14 protein-coding genes are annotated in these 16,799 nt (G+C 49.2%); 6 read left to right on the top strand and 8 right to left on the bottom strand.

Features of this window, described 5'->3' with window-relative positions:
* Positions 1-211: 211 nt before the first annotated feature.
* The 5 genes from BQ2633_RS04555 to BQ2633_RS11300 all read right to left on the bottom strand — a co-directional run bounded on the left by BQ2633_RS04555 (position 212) and on the right by BQ2633_RS11300 (position 5,536).
* On the bottom strand, positions 212-1,114 hold the full coding sequence (locus BQ2633_RS04555) for a diaminopimelate dehydrogenase (RefSeq protein ID WP_075565391.1): 903 nt from the start codon (positions 1,112-1,114) through the stop codon (positions 212-214).
* Positions 1,115-1,322: 208 nt separating this feature from the next.
* Positions 1,323-2,762: a sodium:solute symporter family transporter gene (locus BQ2633_RS04550; RefSeq protein ID WP_075565389.1), complete on the bottom strand. Its 1,440-nt coding sequence runs from the start codon at positions 2,760-2,762 to the stop codon at positions 1,323-1,325.
* Between the two features lie 16 nt (positions 2,763-2,778).
* Positions 2,779-3,927 carry a DUF4435 domain-containing protein gene (locus BQ2633_RS04545; RefSeq protein WP_075565388.1) on the bottom strand — a complete coding sequence of 383 codons (1,149 nt, stop codon included), beginning with the start codon at positions 3,925-3,927 and terminating at the stop codon, positions 2,779-2,781.
* Positions 3,928-3,938: 11 nt separating this feature from the next.
* A complete protein-coding gene (locus BQ2633_RS04540) occupies positions 3,939-4,769 on the bottom strand; it encodes an AAA family ATPase (protein WP_075565387.1) in 831 nt (276 codons plus the stop codon).
* 422 nt (positions 4,770-5,191) lie between these two features.
* On the bottom strand, positions 5,192-5,536 hold the full coding sequence (locus BQ2633_RS11300) for a hypothetical protein (RefSeq protein WP_141700133.1): 345 nt from the start codon (positions 5,534-5,536) through the stop codon (positions 5,192-5,194).
* Between the two features lie 347 nt (positions 5,537-5,883).
* Between BQ2633_RS11300 and BQ2633_RS04530 the strand changes: the two genes are divergently transcribed.
* The 5 genes from BQ2633_RS04530 to BQ2633_RS04510 all read left to right on the top strand — a co-directional run bounded on the left by BQ2633_RS04530 (position 5,884) and on the right by BQ2633_RS04510 (position 11,481).
* The gene (locus BQ2633_RS04530) at positions 5,884-6,309 is read left to right on the top strand and encodes an energy transducer TonB (protein ID WP_075565383.1); all 426 of its coding nucleotides are present in this window, start codon (positions 5,884-5,886) and stop codon (positions 6,307-6,309) included.
* Positions 6,310-6,345: 36 nt separating this feature from the next.
* Positions 6,346-7,728: a sensor histidine kinase gene (locus BQ2633_RS04525; protein ID WP_075565382.1), complete on the top strand. Its 1,383-nt coding sequence runs from the start codon at positions 6,346-6,348 to the stop codon at positions 7,726-7,728.
* Positions 7,729-7,829: 101 nt separating this feature from the next.
* The gene (locus tag BQ2633_RS04520) at positions 7,830-8,612 is read left to right on the top strand and encodes a response regulator transcription factor (RefSeq protein ID WP_075565381.1); all 783 of its coding nucleotides are present in this window, start codon (positions 7,830-7,832) and stop codon (positions 8,610-8,612) included.
* 124 nt (positions 8,613-8,736) lie between these two features.
* Positions 8,737-10,128: a chromosomal replication initiator protein DnaA gene (dnaA, locus tag BQ2633_RS04515; RefSeq protein WP_083233948.1), complete on the top strand. Its 1,392-nt coding sequence runs from the start codon at positions 8,737-8,739 to the stop codon at positions 10,126-10,128.
* A gap of 339 nt (positions 10,129-10,467) precedes the next feature.
* Complete coding sequence (locus BQ2633_RS04510) at positions 10,468-11,481, top strand: MucBP domain-containing protein (RefSeq protein ID WP_075565379.1); 1,014 nt, start codon at positions 10,468-10,470, stop codon at positions 11,479-11,481.
* A gap of 291 nt (positions 11,482-11,772) precedes the next feature.
* Here BQ2633_RS04510 and BQ2633_RS04505 read toward each other — a convergent pair whose 3' ends face one another.
* The 3 genes from BQ2633_RS04505 to BQ2633_RS04495 form a co-directional block, all read right to left on the bottom strand.
* Entirely contained in the window at positions 11,773-13,167 is a 1,395-nt protein-coding gene (locus BQ2633_RS04505) for a DUF389 domain-containing protein (RefSeq protein ID WP_075567205.1), read from the bottom strand.
* Between the two features lie 286 nt (positions 13,168-13,453).
* Positions 13,454-14,056, bottom strand: a complete 603-nt coding sequence (locus tag BQ2633_RS04500) for a hypothetical protein (RefSeq protein WP_075565377.1) — start codon at positions 14,054-14,056, stop codon at positions 13,454-13,456.
* Positions 14,057-14,263: 207 nt separating this feature from the next.
* Positions 14,264-14,782, bottom strand: coding sequence for a hypothetical protein (locus BQ2633_RS04495; protein WP_141700132.1), 519 nt, complete (start codon positions 14,780-14,782; stop codon positions 14,264-14,266).
* A gap of 343 nt (positions 14,783-15,125) precedes the next feature.
* On the opposite strand from BQ2633_RS04495, the gene BQ2633_RS04490 reads away from it, so the two are divergent.
* On the top strand, positions 15,126-16,631 hold the full coding sequence (locus BQ2633_RS04490) for a glycoside hydrolase family 10-like protein (protein WP_428829840.1): 1,506 nt from the start codon (positions 15,126-15,128) through the stop codon (positions 16,629-16,631).
* The last annotated feature ends 168 nt before the right edge of the window (positions 16,632-16,799 follow it).

Here is a 16,799-nt window from a genome sequence, read left to right as displayed (position 1 = left end):
TGCATCATTCAGAACTTGCATCATTCAGTAGTAACTTAACATAAGATAAAATGATCCCCCGATATCCATCGTGACATCGGGGGATTTGTTGTTTGTGAAGAAGATGAGATACTAAAATCTCCGCATCAGAAGAGAACTTCTCATGCGGAGATTTTAGAGTTTGCAGTATTCTGCTGCGAATGCTCAGCGCAAGCAAGGGGTATATGTCCTTTTACACAAGGTGAGCAATCAAGGCTTCGCGGTCGCCTTCGAGATAGTCAATCACGGGAATCTCAATCATGGTGTAAGCACCAGGTTGTTGCTTCATAGAAGCGCGAGCCACATTGATGAGCACTTGAGCCGTGAGAGCTGGATTATTGATACGCATGTTAAACTCAAAGAGTTGGTTGTGCGTGCAGCCCGACACACCCTTGCGCACGAGGTTCACTCCGTGACCCACATCGTTGAGCGCGTCCACACTCTCCACTTGATTCACGTGCGTTTCATCGTTCACAAAGTAAGGATCCGCCTTGACAGCAGCAGCCACTTGCTTGAAGTCCGCACCCTCTTCGAGTTCCACATACACCATACGACGGTGAATGCCCGTGCCGAGAGGAATGGTCACTGACAACGCATCGCGCACACCATCAATGGCACGCACAGCCACCGAGTGACCCATGGAGCGACCAGGACCAAAGTTCGTGTAGCTCACACCTTTAGGAGCCAGACCTTCGATGAGCGTGCGCACCACAGAGTCAGAACCTGGATCCCAACCCGCAGCAATCACGCTCACTGCGCCATGTTCTTTGGCTGCCGCATCGAGCGAACGGCGCAAATCTACGATTTGAGAGTGGATGTCGAAGGAGTCCACGGTGTTAATGCCCAGTGCAAGACACTCTTTCGCGTAAGCCTCCACTTGTCGAGTGGGAGTAGCGAGGATAGCCACGTCCACATCTTGGAGTTCGGAGATATGCTTCACCACAGGATATTTCGCCAATTCAGCAGGTTGTTCACCCGTCACGTTGCGGCGCACCACACCAGCGCACACCATGTCGCCAGAAGCCTCGATAGCGTCGAGAGCATATTTACCAATGTTGCCATAACCCACGATGGCAGCGCGAATTTTCTTTTCCATATTATTTGAGTGTTTGGATTTTAAGAAGTGATTGTTTGAAAATCTAACCCAAGGAGAGGTGCCAAGCCTCGTTGTTTGAGGAGGAAATTCTCGTTGTTTGAGGAACAAATCCTCATTATTTAAGGGGCAAGTTCAACCTCTGGTGATCAACTTTCATTTTGCGTGGTGCAAATTTAGAGAGAGCTATCGAAGTGAACAAGCACAAGCCCTATTTTTTGAAACGTCTTAGTGCAAAAAGTCCTAATGCCGTGAGCAGACCATTGAGCATGAGCAGTTCATAACCGAAGGTATATCCCCACCAGATGGGTGCATAGTGGTCGAGGAGAGCGGTCGCTATGGGAGCCGCGATGACCACTATGGGCACCAAGCGGTCGCGAATCTCCCACCGCGTGTAAAGTCCGAAGGCAAAAAGCCCCAACAGCGGACCATAAGTGTAAGAAGCCATCACGTAAATCGTGTTGATCACGTTCGGACTATCCACGATGCGGAAAAGAAGCAAGCACACAAAACAGAGCACCACCACAGTAGCATGCACCATTCGTCGCAAGCGCACATCGTGTTCGCGGTTGAGAATGTCGATGCAAAAACTCGTGGTCAAAGCCGTTATTGCCCCATCGGCAGCCGAGAAGGCAGCTGCCACAATGCCGATGGTGAAAGGCAGCACCACCAAATTGCCCAGTGCTCCACTGCTCACCAGCATCGGCAGGAGTTCGTCACTCTTTGCAGGAAGCGCAATGTGTTGCACCGCGCAAAAATGATAGAGCAGCACCCCCAGACCGAGCAACAAAGCATTGATGGGGAGGAAAGAAAGTCCATAGACACACATATCCTTCTGCGCATCGCGGAGCGTGCGGCAAGTGAGATTTTTCTGCATCATGTCTTGGTCCAATCCCGTCATCACAATCACGATGAAAATGCCGCTAAGAAACTGTCGCCAGAAGGCTTGTTTCGAGGAAGCATCCCACACCCACACACGGCTCATGGGACTCTCGTCAATCAACTTCCACGCACTGTGCCAGTCCAGCCCCATTTGCTGCATCACTGCCCAGAGCGTTCCGACGACAGCCAGGATGAGCATCAAGGTTTGCAGCGCGTCGGTGTAGAGCAAACTCGCTTGTCCTGCTCGAAAGGTGTAGAGCCAAATCAAGAGGAGTGTCACTGCAGCTGTGACGACAAAAGGAATGCCCAGTGGAGCTGCGATAAAAGTGTGGAGCACCAAAGTCGCCACATACAGTCGAGCAGTGGCACCCGCCAATTTGCTGAGGAGGAAAAATCCCGCCCCCGTTTTGCGCGTGCGGTTGCCAAAACGGTGCGAGAGATAACCATAGATGCTCGTGAGTTGCAGTCGATAATAGAGTGGCAGAAGCACCATCGCCACCACAATATAGCCCACGATGAAGCCCATGCACATTTGCAGATAGCTCATGCCGATGCCCCCCACCCAAGCAGGGACACTCACGAACGACACGCCCGAGATGCTCCCCGCAATCATGCCAAAAGCCACCATAGCCCAAGGCGCGCGCTGAGAAGCCCGATAGAAAGCAGCGTTGCTCGTTTGATGTTTGCGCCCACTCACCCAGTGAGCGATGCCAAGCAATACGAAGAAGTAGACCGCCAAAGTGGCGATCATCCAAAGAGAAGTAGACATAGTTTAGTAGTCAAAATCATAGTTTACCATAAGGTTTCACCTTCGGCGACTTCGGACGCTCCGAAGTGTTGAGGCGCCCCTCTGTTCGCTCTCGCGAATCAAAGTGTTTTTTGTGGACAAGTTCCACATTAGATTCTAGAGAAGTGGAGATGTCCTTTTGAGGCTCGGGACATTGTGCTGCTTCCTCGCAGCGGGTCATAAGCATTCTCGCCGCCTCCACAATCCGTGCAAAAGCCGCTGTATGGTGATAGGCAGTTTGCTTGCGCACCATCGCTTCAAAGGGAGCAATGGCATGCTGATAAGCAGCCAATTCGTTGCGCTTCTGCACCGCGTGGCAAGCCAATTTAGAAATCTCTCGTTCGCGCTGTCTGCGCAGCATGTCACAAATGCTCGTCATCAAGGGCATCACCACTCCATCCAGCAAGTCGTGCCCACGCATGTAGAGATAAGCCGTTTGCGGTGTCACACCCAACTGCAACAGTTGTTTGCGCAGGGGAGCATACGTTTGTCTGCCTTCGGGAAACATCCGTTGCAGGCGGTTGATTTGCTGATTCACGCGCCGTTTCAAGGCTTGCAGCATCTCCTCGGGGTGGTAGATGTTGACAAATCTCAGTTCCACCACACGCGCAAAGTCGGAGAGCGAGAACTGCGTGTAGCGGCCATAGCGATACGCCCACACATTCCACACCAAAAGTGGGAAGATGATTTCAGAAAACTCTGCGAAGAAAGCCTCATAGTCCATCACCTCCTGGTCATTGAGTGTAGCCATCACACACACGTGCGCCAGCGTCTCCGCATGGCATTGCAAATTCTCGATGGCATAGACCCCCGTGTGCAACACATAGGGCGAAAAACATATCATCTCACTCGTGGGCGTAGCCCCTTGCATGAGAAAATCATAGTCGGCATCCACACAAGCAATCATGCTGTGACCCAGTCGATTGGAGAGAGCTATCTTCTTGCCACGTCCCAGAGAGGTTTGTGATGGGAGTAGCACCTCAAACTCCACCTTGTCCGTCTCCACCTCACTCAACACGTCTTTCCAAAACAAGATGTCGTCATAACTTTCCACATACGCCACCACTTTGCGGCGTGCTTCTTTGCCTCGCAAGCGGTTGGCAGCTGCGATGTAGGCAGAATTGATATGGTGAGAGAGGTGAGACATAGGGCAGAGCATTAGAACGTAATCTCTGAGACTTCCGTGACGCAATCTTCCCAGCCGTCCATAATCACCGCAGGAGAGTGAGTGGTGAGAATGATTTGCACGTTGGGATTCAAGGTTCGCACCATCGAGATGAGGCGTTTTTGCCAATCGAAGTGCAGCGACACCTCTGGTTCGTCCATGAAGAGTACATAGGGTTGGCGATCTTGCGTGAGTGTGGTGAGGAGAATGATGAGCATCTGTTTTTCTCCAGAAGAAAGCACGTAGGGCGAAAGCACCTCTTCGTATTGGAAAAAGCGCAGTTCATTGCTTTCGCGGTCGATGCGTTTGCCCGTTTCGGCAAAGAGTTCGTCCACCAAATCCAGAAAATGCGTCTTAGCTTCGGCAGCGGCAGCCGCTTCTTCGCGTGCCGTTTCGCTTCCGCTGGTGAGGAGAGCAATCATGCGGTTGCCGATGTTCACTTGATAGTCGAGATATCGGCGCTGCAGTTGATAGAGTTGCCAGTCGAGTTCGGTCACCACCTGTCCTTCGGCAAGGGTAGTCACGCGTTCGCTTGTCACCATCTGTCGATCCACCGAGCGCACCACGTCATAGCGTATGCGCTGAGCATCAGTGGGAAAAAGGTCGAGCTTTACGCCCAGTCGCGCTCCGAGGTGCAGTTCGCCCGAAGCGGTGAGGCTGCCCACCTGCTGCACCATGCGCGAAAGGATGGTGCTTTTTCCTGCGCCATTTTTTCCACTCAGCACATTGACGTCGGGGCGCAGTTGCCAGACGATGTGCTTGTGTCCGCTCCAAAGACTTGAAATCTCGATGCGTGCGATGTAGTCAGCAAAGATAGTGTTCATAACCGAAAGATATTTATAACTACAAAAGTAACGAAAATCTCTGAGATGGTGCCTCGAATGATGACAAATTGTGTCGCGCTTTTCCTCCTCCTGCTTTTCCTTTGCGCGCAGCCCCCTAATTTATATGGGAGGAAAGGGGCAAATGTGTCACTATAAATGTTAAATCTCTTCTTTTACAGCTGGATTTTGAGATAGTTTAAGAATGCGAAGGAACGAGGGCTTGATTAAGGCGCAGACCAGTGGCGGTTGCCTCGCGTGGGCGCATATACGCGCGCGCATCCCTGGGATTTTGCACTTTTTGCTTTCACAACCTTCACACCAAGGGGAGTTTTGGGCGCATTTTTGACGAAAAAATGAGGAGTTTTGCGATGCGTCATTGGGAAGATATAAGCAGGAAAAAACGGAGAGTTTTCCAGAATGTGTTAAAATATGTCCGAAAAGTGCGCGCTATGAATTGAAATAGAGAGAGTTGCAAGGATTTCTGTGAAGGTTGTGAAAGCAAAAACACGAAAATTGCTGTTATGCGCGTAGGCGTGCGCGCGTGGGAACACCATTTTAAGATTTGTTGATTCACTACTTTGCTTTCTTGTTTCCTTGGTGTGGAAGACAAGCAGCGTAGCTTCCTTTTCATCTCTTCGAGCGAGAGCAAAAAACGTCCGACGTTTCTTGAAAAACGTGGGAGATTTTTCCAAAAACGTTGGAGTTTTTTTCCAAAACGTGGGAAGTTTTTGGGGCGAATCTCTGACAATTTCTGCTTGTTTTTCCAAGGTGTGGCAATGTGTGTGGCAACGTGTGTGGCTCAAGAAATGGAGCGTCGTGATTGGTTGAAGGCTTAATGAAGTCTTACGAAGGCTTAGCAAAGGGCTATAATTTGCGAGCAGGCGGAAAATAGTGGGAAAGATATTTGGCGCGCCACGAGCAAACTACTAATTTCGCTGTGTAGAACAACGGACGGAACGGCAGATTTCTCTTCTGCTTGCGAGATCGAAAGGTCCGCTTCCCCTTGTTTGTTGTACGCCACTTGCAAGTGACCCTTGTTTCACCCAGAGTCCAGCCCCTTCCTTGCTTTTCTAGGCGGCAATGTCGGAGCCAAACTCTACAACCTCTACTCATCATGAAGAAGATATTCACCCTTCTCGCTTTCTCTTCCTTCCTGTTTACTGCCAGCAGTGTCGCCATGGCTTGCGCTCCTGTGGAAACGGTGAGCATCAGTAGTTCCGAAGAAAAGACGAATGTGCAGACCCAAGCTAAATATGGCACTGGCGATGCGGAACTCATGGCGGATGTAGCCAAACTGGTCAAATATCCCAAAGATTGTATTGAAAAAGAAATTCAAGGGGTCGTTTACGTGAAATTTACGATTAGTGCTAAAGGCAAAGCAGGCGGTTTTAGCATCCTCAAATCGCTCCATCCTTCGGCAGATGCAGAAGCCATTCGTGCAGTGAAGAAACTGCCCGGCAAATGGAAACCTGCGCTCGATAGCAAAGGAAAGCCCGTGAGCTGTAATTTTGTATTACCTATTAACTTCCGATTGAAGTAAGCCGCGGAGCATTCGCGCCCGATAACTCCAAAAATCATGACCTCACGTTTCTCACTTCATCGACTCGTGCAACTCATTTCGCTCAGCATCATTGTGATGCTGAGCCTTTTGGGCGTGTGGCAGGTGCAGCGACTGCGCCATGAAGTGGCACAAGCTAACGAACGAGTGCCGAGTTGCTTGCAGAGTGCTGATGTGGTGGAGATGTTTGTCCGAACCAGTCGTCATCGTGTCACGGACAACATGTATTTCTATTTGCCTGCGAGTCTCGAGCTCTCCCACCTCATGAAGTTGCCCAATGCTTCGGACGAAGTGGCACTTGAGATGCAGCGCACGCTACACACCTCGATAGATTCGTGGTTGCCGCCCGATGCCGCCTTGCTCGACAGTCTGTTGCATGCGCAACTGATGCGCGAGCAGCTACCCATCAGTTATGAATTACGGAAAGTGGATTTGGTCAATGATAAAGTGACATTTCACGCCCTTCACACCCAGCAGTGGATGCCGTGGGGCGGTGATGAATTTAATCCCTCTGCGCAGGACTTGGCAGACACGCTCTTTGTGAGCGATGACTATTCTCAAGCCTATGTGCTGCGCTATGAGTCGTGCTGGAAGGTGGTGCTGCGCAACGAAATTCCGAGTCTTGTGGTCTTCCTGCTTTTCCTCATCATCTCTATAGTGGTGCTGGCATTGTTGCGTTTGCGACAGCAGGAAACGACTGCCACCACGCAGTTTGTGCGCAATCTCTCGCACGAACTCAAAACGCCGATAGCTGTGGCGCAGGCTGCCCACGAAGCCTTGTTGGATTTTGGTGCCGATCAGGATGCGGAGCGAAGACAACAACTGCTGCGCACCTCGCAGCGACAAATCGGGCAACTGCAACAACTGGTCACTTCGTTGCTTGATGCACTGCGCCCTCAGCCACAATGGCGCAAACCGCAGTATGAAGGCTTGGTGGTGGAGGAACTGCTCTTGCAACTGCAAGACGAACACGAACTGGGGCACGACAAACCAGTGAGCATCTTCCTAGATGTTCAACCGAATGATTTGAACTTTTCGACCGATCGGCAGATGCTGCGCGATATGCTCAACAATCTGATAGACAATGCCATCAAATACTCCAAAGAAGAAGCTGTGGTGGACCTTCGAGTGTGGCAAGATGAGGCTGCGCGCGCGGTCATCATCGAGGTGGCAGATCAGGGGGTGGGCATCGCTGCACGCGATTTGCGCAAAGTGTTCCGAAGGTTTTATCGGGTGGAGCAGGGCGATTTGCACACAGTGCGTGGTTATGGGCTTGGGCTTTATCATGTGGACTGTCTGGTGCGGCAACTCGGTGGTCGCATCAGTGTGCATAGTGAGGTAGGGCAGGGCAGTTGCTTCCGTGTTGTTCTTCCTCTCGATGCGGCATCGCAGACTTCTTGACTTCTGCCGATGATGGTGTGGAAAACTGCACCAATCTTTTTAACAACGAATAGTACTTTTACGGTCTAATAACCGCTTGGGGTTAAATCTCTCATGAAGATATGAATAAAATTCGCATTCTCCTCGCTGAAGATGAACGTGATCTGGCGGGTATTCTCCGAGATACGCTCGTCACCCTTGATTTTGCCGTAACCCTAGCGCACGATGGGGCTTCGGCACTGGAGGCTTATGCAGCAGAACGTCCGGACTTGTTGGTGACAGATGTGATGATGCCAGTGATGGATGGTTTCTCCCTGATCAAACAACTGCGACAGGTGGATGCGCGACTGCCCATCATCGTGCTCACTGCGCGCACCGACACGGACGATGTGGTGCAGGGGCTGCAACTGGGGGCGAATGATTATCTGCGCAAGCCCTTTTCGATGCGCGAACTCGTGGCGCGCATCCAGGCATTGCTGCGACAGTTTCCTCCCCAGTCAGAGAGGGAAAACGGAGCAGTGGATGAGGCTATGCACCAAGGAGCGATGGTGGAGAAGGGAGATAACGTAAATCATGTCGCAGCTGTGGAAAACTCTAGAAAAATGTTGTGCTGCGGAGCCACTACGCTCTATCCTTCGCGCGGGTTGTTGCAGACAGCCGATGGCACAGAGCAACCCTTGACACAGCGCGAAGCGGAGATTTTGCGACGCCTCTTTGCGCATCCTAATGAGATAGTGGAGCGACATGGCTTGTTGCTCGATTTGTGGGGCAGCGATACGCCTTACAATGCTCGTTCTCTTCACGTTTTTGTGTCGCGATTGCGCACAAAATTGCTTGCCGATGCTCAGCTGTCTCTGCGCAATGTGCATGGGCAGGGGTATCGCCTTGTGGTGGAGGAGAATTAAAGAGGGAGTGGAGGGGAAAATATGCTGATTTTTTTGTAACTTTGCGCCACTGTCTTTGGCTGGCTGTGGCTTTGTCGAAGATGAAAGACATTGACTCCTCCTTAACCTCCTCATATCCCGCACTATGTCACAAAGATGGTCCTCCACTTTGCAAATCTTGAAGCCAACCATTTCCATAAACACCTACACGATGTTTGTGGAACACATGAAGTGTAGCCAAGAAGATGAGCACATGTTGGTGCTGGAGGTACCCACTGCGGCTTTTCGCGATACGATGTTTAAGGCGATGGGGCAGCAGTTGCGCGATGCAGTGTTGCAGGCGTGGGGGACAATGCCTAGTGTGAAGTGGGTGTTCACTGATATGCTGGCGAACCCTGACAACTCAGGGCAAGGGGCTGGCGGAGCAAGCGTGGTGCGTGCTTCGGGACCGGTGGCAAAATTGACACCTGTGGCGCAGCCCACAAATTTTGAATCGCATCTCATCGAAGCCTACACGTTTGATAGTTATTGCGAAGGTATCAGCAATCGTGCAGCGGTGAACATGGCGCGCGCTATGGCTGAGAATCCCGATGTGCAGACCTTCAACCCCTTCTTCTTGTATGGACCTTCGGGGGTGGGAAAGACACACTTGGTGAACGCGGTGGGCAATGCCGTGCGTGAGAAATTTCCTGACCGCCGTGTGCTCTTCGTCTCGGCTCGTAATTTCCAAGTGCAGTATGCCGATGCAGCAATGGCAGACCGCAACAACAGAAATTCCACGGCTATCAATAGCTTTATCCACTTTTACCAAAGCATTGATATGCTCATCATCGATGATTTTCAAGAAATCAGCGGTGAAAAAACGCTCAAGGCTTTTTTCCATATCTTCAACCACTTGCATGCCAATGGTCGCAAGATGCTCTTCACCTGCGACCGTTCGCCAGCAGAGTTGAAAGGATTGGAAGAGCGCATCCTCTCGCGTCTGCGTTGGGGGATTACGCTGCCTTTGGATCAGCCTGACCGCACTTTGCGTCGCGACATCATCTTGTGCAAATTGCGTCGTGATGGGGTGGAAGGATTCCCCATGGAGGTGGTGGACTATTTGGCGGATGTGGTGTCGGAAAATGCGCGCGAACTCTATGGCATGGTCAATTCAATCATGGCAGAGTCGATGAAAACGGCAGACTATCGCATCACGGTGGAGATGGCGCAGCGTGTGGTGCCGCGCATTGTGAACCAAGCGCGCAAAGAACTCAGCTTCCGCGAAATTTTGGATTTAGTGTGTGAGCATTATGCGTTGAAATCCAAAGACGTTTGTTCTAAATCGCGCAAAGGAAATATCGCTGCTGTGCGCCACATCGTGTGCTACCTCGGACAGAAATTTACGGATGTTTCGCTATCCCAAATCGGACGTGAACTGGGGGGGCGCGACCATTCTACCATCCTCCACAGTTGTAAGAAAATCGAGCGCCAGTTTGCCACGGATGCTACATTCCGTGAGGAGATTGAAAACATCGAACTCACCTTGCGCAAATAACAGGCGAATGAAGGGAGGTGTATCAGCCTGAATGGGCAACCTGCGCTGTACTTTCGCAGAGGGGCTAGGCTATGATGTCTTTCTTTTGCGATGTTTTCTTGCAGTTGGTCTTTGCTCTTGGCAGATGATGCTGTTGCTGATGTTTCCGCTCCCTATGCCAAGAGCCATAAATAGCGATATTGCACAGTGGGCAAAGGGCGACTTATGGCGATAGAACAAAATAATGGAGCAGATTTCTCTAAATTCTCGAGAAATCTGCTCCGTTTTGCATTATTTATCGCTGGCGATAGGAGAGAATTGTGGTGAAGTTTGTAAATTTACGCCACCAATACAAAACACATGAAACACTCTTTTGGACAACGCTCTCTTCTTTTGGCGACCATGTTCGTCATTGTTATTGCAGCTTCTGCAGGATTTACAAAAAAAATCAGGATGAAATGTTACGATCAGCACGGGACATTTCTACTCACCGACTCGATTGTGCAGCCGATTTCAGACTGTTTCTTTCTGATCCCTCCCAAGATTCCTTATTATGTTTGCGCCACCTACGACCCGAATGGTTCAAGTGCTTGTCTGATTGGTGGAGAACTCAATGTGGAGTATAAGGCGTTGGGGCTTACTGGATTTGATAAACTCACCCAACAACCCATTGAAATCCAAGACAACATGAGTTTTGTCATCACAGAACAGCGAAATGACGTGACTTATGTTTGGGCTGCGAAACCCAATGAACACGCCAGACTTTCTGTGATTCCTATGAAGGAAGCGACGCACGATCCTACAGAAACGTGGGTGTTTGTGCGCGGCGCAACAGGGTGGTACCTCCACAATGAGGCAACTGGACTTTATGTTTCGGGTATTTCTGAGAAAGGAGAACTTTCGATGTCGGAAGATCCTGTGGACTTCTTGTTGCAAACGAGTCGCGTGACGGGAGAACCTTGGAAAATCACGGAACTGGAGTCGCAACGCTCTTATAGTTTTGTGCCTCGTCACTATGCGGTGCGTCCTTTCTTCAAATTGCAGGAGAATTTTATCGATGATAAGTACAATGAAATCGCAGCCTCTCGCGAATCTTATGTGAAGGCTGGTGATACCTTTGCACTTGCACAAAAGAACATTCAAGATTATGCTTACGAGGCATGGAAGTTGGATGATAATGCCACGGACGAAAGCACGACTTTGCCGAAGATGGAATCGCAGCACACTGTGGATTATGTGTACAAGCACGTGACGGCTATTCCCTCTCTGAGAAAGTCGGTTAGAAACTTGTCTCCGGTAGATTTGAGCGGCAGAAGGGTATCGCCTGACTATCGAGGATGGGTGGTTGTCAACGGCCGCGTGAAGTGGCAATAATGCTGAGAAAGCAACTAGAAAAACGATTAGAAACAAAAAAGACCGTGATGTAGGCGAATACATCACGGTCTTTTTATGATAGAACCCCAGTTTGTTAGAGGGAATTACTCGCCTTCTCCAAAGGAACTCTTACGGAGGTGACGTCTATGACTCAGCAACTGTTGATTGTGCGCAGGTACATTGTACTTATACTTTTGTATAAAGCACGTATATGTAGCATTGTGCGCGAATCGATTGTGCTAGGTGCTGAATTATTGTGCTAGGTGCTGACTTATTGCGCTAGATGCTGACTTATTGCGCGCGGAGAATGAGTTGAAGTTGCTCAGCTTTGGAGCGTGTCTTGAGCCAGTCGTTGAGGCGTTTTCGTTCAGCTTCGGAGAAACGGCCTTTGTGCGTAACAACTGCAAGGACGATGTGCGATTTTTGATCATCGGTAGGGGCAGAAATAGTTGGAGTATCAGGCGACATCACACTATCTGTTGGCACTTCCATATCTTGAGAGAGACTGATAGTCTGAATGTTGGGCCACAAACTCTTGATTTCACCGCTGATGTTGCGACTCAGTGTCTCATATTGTGTGTAAGACTGAAGTTGCGCTTCGAGATGTTGGATGCGCCCAGCTTGTTCCAACAACTTTGGGTTGTTAGCTTCGGTGTTAATTCCCATTTTCGAGAGTGAAGCATTGAGAAGTAACAAACTATCGGATTGAGCACCTTGGAAAACTTGGAGTTTATAGTTGCCTAAACTATATTGTTCCAACTTATTCTGTGCTTCCTCAATGTTGCCCGCAGAGATAGGATTACCCACTGCCACGACACTCAATAGTTTTTTCTCGCCATCCTTCTGGTGAGACACGATTTGCGTACCCGGATAGTGGAGTTCGTGTTTTAGGAATCTCGCAATGTTATTGTCGAGCATGCTATCGCGGATAATGCGTACCGTCATGATAGTAGCAGGAATCATGGTGACAACCACAATGGCAAAGATAGTGCGATTCACCACTCTCATGCGATCTTTGCTCACCGCTATCTTAGGACGGAAGCGAAGCATGCGCACTCCGATGTAGGTGGCGAGAGCGATGAACACCGTGTTGATGAAATAGAGATAGAATGCGCCGAAGAAAAACGACCATTCTCTCATTGCCAAACCATAGCCAGCGGTGCAAAGTGGGGGCATGAGCGCAGTTGCAATGGCTACACCCGGCACCACATTGCCCTTGCCACGTGTGGAAAGAGCAATAATTCCCGCTGCACCACCGCAAAGCGCAATCAAAACATCGTAGAGGGTGGGAGAAGTGCGCGCGAGTAGCTCAGATTGTGCCTCGGTGAGTGGAGAAATTGCAAAGTAAATCATTGCGGTTAGCACACTAATCACAGTGGCTACAAAGTAGTTCTTGATAGAACTTTTGAGCAAGGGCAAATCTCCGATACCAATCGCCAATCCCATGCCAATGATGGGACCCATGAGTGGGGAGATGAGCATCGCACCGATGATGACAGCGGTGGAATTGACGTTGAGCCCGAGAGACGCGGTGAAGATGGCAAAGACCAATACCCACAAGTTGGAGCCGCGGAAGGACACACCGCTACTGATTTGTTCGATGGTGTCCGCTTCTTGCTCTTTGTCGGGTAGTGCATTGAAATATCGCTTGATGATTTTCCATACTATTTGCATAATTCTTTTCATCATTCTGTTCTTTTGGGGTGGTAAATCAATTCTAAATTGTGTGTAGCTCGTTGTAGTCTAGGAGGAGTTGTCGGTTTTCTTTTCTTGAAATCCTCCTCCTCTTGTGGAGAGTCTTCCATTCTTTGGGGGCATCCACTCTATTGGGTGAGCCTTCGTGTTATCTTTGTCGGAAATAAAAGCAAAAGTTGGGTGCTTTACGTCGTCTTACTATGACGTTGCACCCAACTTTGGATTTTTTCTTTTCGAAAAACTTATGTTGTGTCGCAGTTTACTCCTACGGTGTGGATTAAAACGACAAACCGAAGGAGATATGTGGTGCAACTGCCGTATGTTGGCTGACAGAATATTTCAAATCTTTGAAGCCAGAAAGGAACGCTACACCCACTCGGAAGAAGAGACCTCGTGGTGCTTGGTATCGATAGCTCACTCTCAAACTGCTATAGTAACCAAAACTTCCTTCTTTTTGAAGGGGATCGCTAATCAGGTTACGCATCCCCTTTTCGGTTACTGAGCTCCCGTCGTTATTCATTTGCATCAAGGCCCATGAATATGTGGTTCTATGCTGGTAATACCCCAAACTCAAGCCGATACCGAGGTCGAGGAAATTACGTCTTCCACCAATCAACGTGTTGATTTCTAGAGGAACCGCAACTCCATCGCACATGTAGGAATCTTCGTTGAGAATGTCGAAGGGAGAGTCTTCGCCGCCATAGCTAAGACCAACGCTATAACCCAAACCTTTGTTGCCATGAAAACGAGCATCGTAGCTCACGGAGAACGTATTGGAGATGCCGCCAAATTCAGTATATACAGCCTGTTGAGGCTTTTTTTCTGCTGCCATAGGGAGAGCTATGCAGAGGAAAACCAAGAAACCTAAGAAGGATTTCATAGAAGTTGAATATTTAGAAGGAGAAACAGAAGAAATACTCGGAAATGCAATAGATGCTGAGGCACAGTTGGGCACAGCATATTACAGAATACTCAGGTTATCGCGTTATGGAAAAACGTCTTACAACACGTAGACGAGTCTCATTCATTGTCTTCCTGCACGAAATGTGCTTAATCAGAACAAGAGTTGCCTACATCATCCTGAAATTTAGAAAGAATAACCGAGTGAGATGTAGGGTTGAATAACGTTGTCCGCATTCTCACGCTCGTGGGCGTTGATGCAAAATCCCGTGCGTAAGATTACGCCATGAGGCATTTGAAAGCGATAACCCATGTTGAGGGTGAGATAATAGCGAAACTGCTTAATGTTTGCTCTGACATAGCGCATGCGTGTTTCCTCTTTCGTAACATACTGCTCGGTATATTGGGCAAAACCAGGGACAACTCCGATACCACTTTCAAAAAAATGGTACTTTCTGCCAGTCAGATAATACATGCGTAAGGGCAACGACACGTGAGCTATGGAATAGCGATTCTCTGTAAAATATGTCTTATCGCTATATCCCAGACCTACATCATATCCCCAGTGAGAACGAGGGGCAAGACGAGAGTCGAAGCTGAAGGAAAATCCATTGGAAGCTCCATTCACTTCTGTGTACACTGCGCGCTGTTGGGCTGCAGCTCCCAGAGACGTCAGAGAAAGAGCAAATAAAAGTAGTCGATTCATAGAAAAGAGAAGATATTTTATGGTCAAATTCAAAGTGTAATTGAGCAATAAAACCGATTTATATGTGCAAATATAGGATATTTTGGAGAAATAGTCGTTATATTCATTCGAATTTTGCGGCAAACCATTTATATTCTGGGCTTTTTCTAGAGAAGAGTTGGAGAATCGCTGTCAAAGTCGTATTTTTGTGGTCAATATGTGCATCAAAATCAGCAAACACTGCATCCATCAGCAGTACGGGTTTCCTCTTGGGCGACATCGCACGATAACATTTTCACAGACGCTCACTATGTCAGGGCATTCTCGCCTCACGATCATCATAGAAACTAGCAATACTCCATATATTTCAATGAAAAAATCGCTCCTCTTCCTCCTCCTCTTCGTCATGCAACTTGTGGTGCATGCTCAAAACCCATTTGAAGGACCTAAACGCGAGATGCGCGGTGCTTGGATTCAGTGTGTCAATGGACAATTCCAAGGCATGAGTCGCGAGCAGATGCAAGCCAATCTCACCCGCCAACTCGATGTTTTGCAAGCCTGTGGCATCAATGCCGTGATGTTTCAAGTGCGTGCAGAGGCCGATGCCCTCTATCAGAGCAACTACGAACCTTGGAGCAAATTTCTCACCGGACGTCAAGGTCAATATCCAGGTTGGGACCCACTCGCGTGGATGATCGACCAGTGTCATTACCGTGGCATGGAGTTGCACGCGTGGATCAATCCCTTCCGTGCCAAGACCAAAGGTACTAACGAACTTGCCACCACACACCCCTATTTTAAGAATCCCGAACGCTTCTTGCGCTATGATGGACTGCTGCTCTTCGACCCTGGCATCATGGAAAATCAGCGTTACATCTGCGATGTGGCTGCCGACATCGTGCGCCGTTACGACGTGGATGGTCTCCACATCGACGACTATTTCTATCCCTATCCTGCTGCAGGTCACGTCATTCTCGACGATGCCACTTATCTTGCCAATCGCAATGGCATTCAAGACCGTGCAGAATGGCGCCGATATAATGTGAATTCCTTCGTCAAGATGCTCTATAACACCGTGCATAGTGTCAAACCATGGGTGAAATTTGGGGTTTCTCCCTTTGGCATCTACCACAATCTTTCTGCAGGAAGCAACGTGCCTGGTAGTGACACTCGAGGACTTCAAAACTACGACGACCTCTATGCCGATGTGCTCTATTGGGTAAACCAAGGTTGGGTGGACTATGTGGTGCCACAACTCTATTGGGAAATCGGACACAAATCAGCCGACTACGACCGACTCATTCGTTGGTGGTCACGCCACACCAATGGTCGTCCTTTGATCATCGGACAAGATGTGGAACGCACCGTTCGTGCGCGCGATGTCAACAATCCCACCGTCAATCAGATGGCAGCTAAGTTCGAGTTGCAGCGCAATTTGCCCAATGTTGCAGGTAGCTGCTTGTGGTATTCTGCTGCTGTGGTGCGCAATGAAGGAAACTTCGCTTACGAACTTCAAAACAACTACCACCTCACCCCTGCACTCCAGCCGCTCATGCCCTTCATCGATGACAAGGCTCCAAAGAAGCCGCGTAAGGTGAAGAAGCTCTGGATGCCCGATGGCTACTACCTCTTCTGGACGGCACCCAAGGCAAAAACAGAAATGGACGATGCGAAGCGTTATGTAGTCTATTGTTTTGAAAAAGGGCAAAAGATCGATTTGAATTCTTCTACCCACATCATCGCCATCACCGACCAAACGATGTATAAACTCCCCTATCAGTTTGGTAAAGAAAAATACACTTATGTCATCACGGCGCTTGATCGCTTGCAAAACGAGTCGAAACCCGTGAAAGTCAAAGTGAAACTCTAAAGGCTTCTAGCGTTGCGTGCCGCAGCTGTGCACTTGTACTCCCTGCGAGAAAGTCAAGCCTCGGCACGCAACGTCTTTTATATAAGTAGCTGTAGACAGTAGTTACGCGATGTGTGTCCATTATTGCCCTTCTTGTTTAGGCAAATGTAGGGTGGATTTTGCATAGGT

Origin of the sequence: Ihuprevotella massiliensis (assembly GCA_900095835.1) — a bacterium.
GTDB lineage: Bacteria > Bacteroidota > Bacteroidia > Bacteroidales > Bacteroidaceae > Alloprevotella > Alloprevotella massiliensis.
This window is presented reverse-complemented; position numbering and strand designations above follow the sequence as displayed.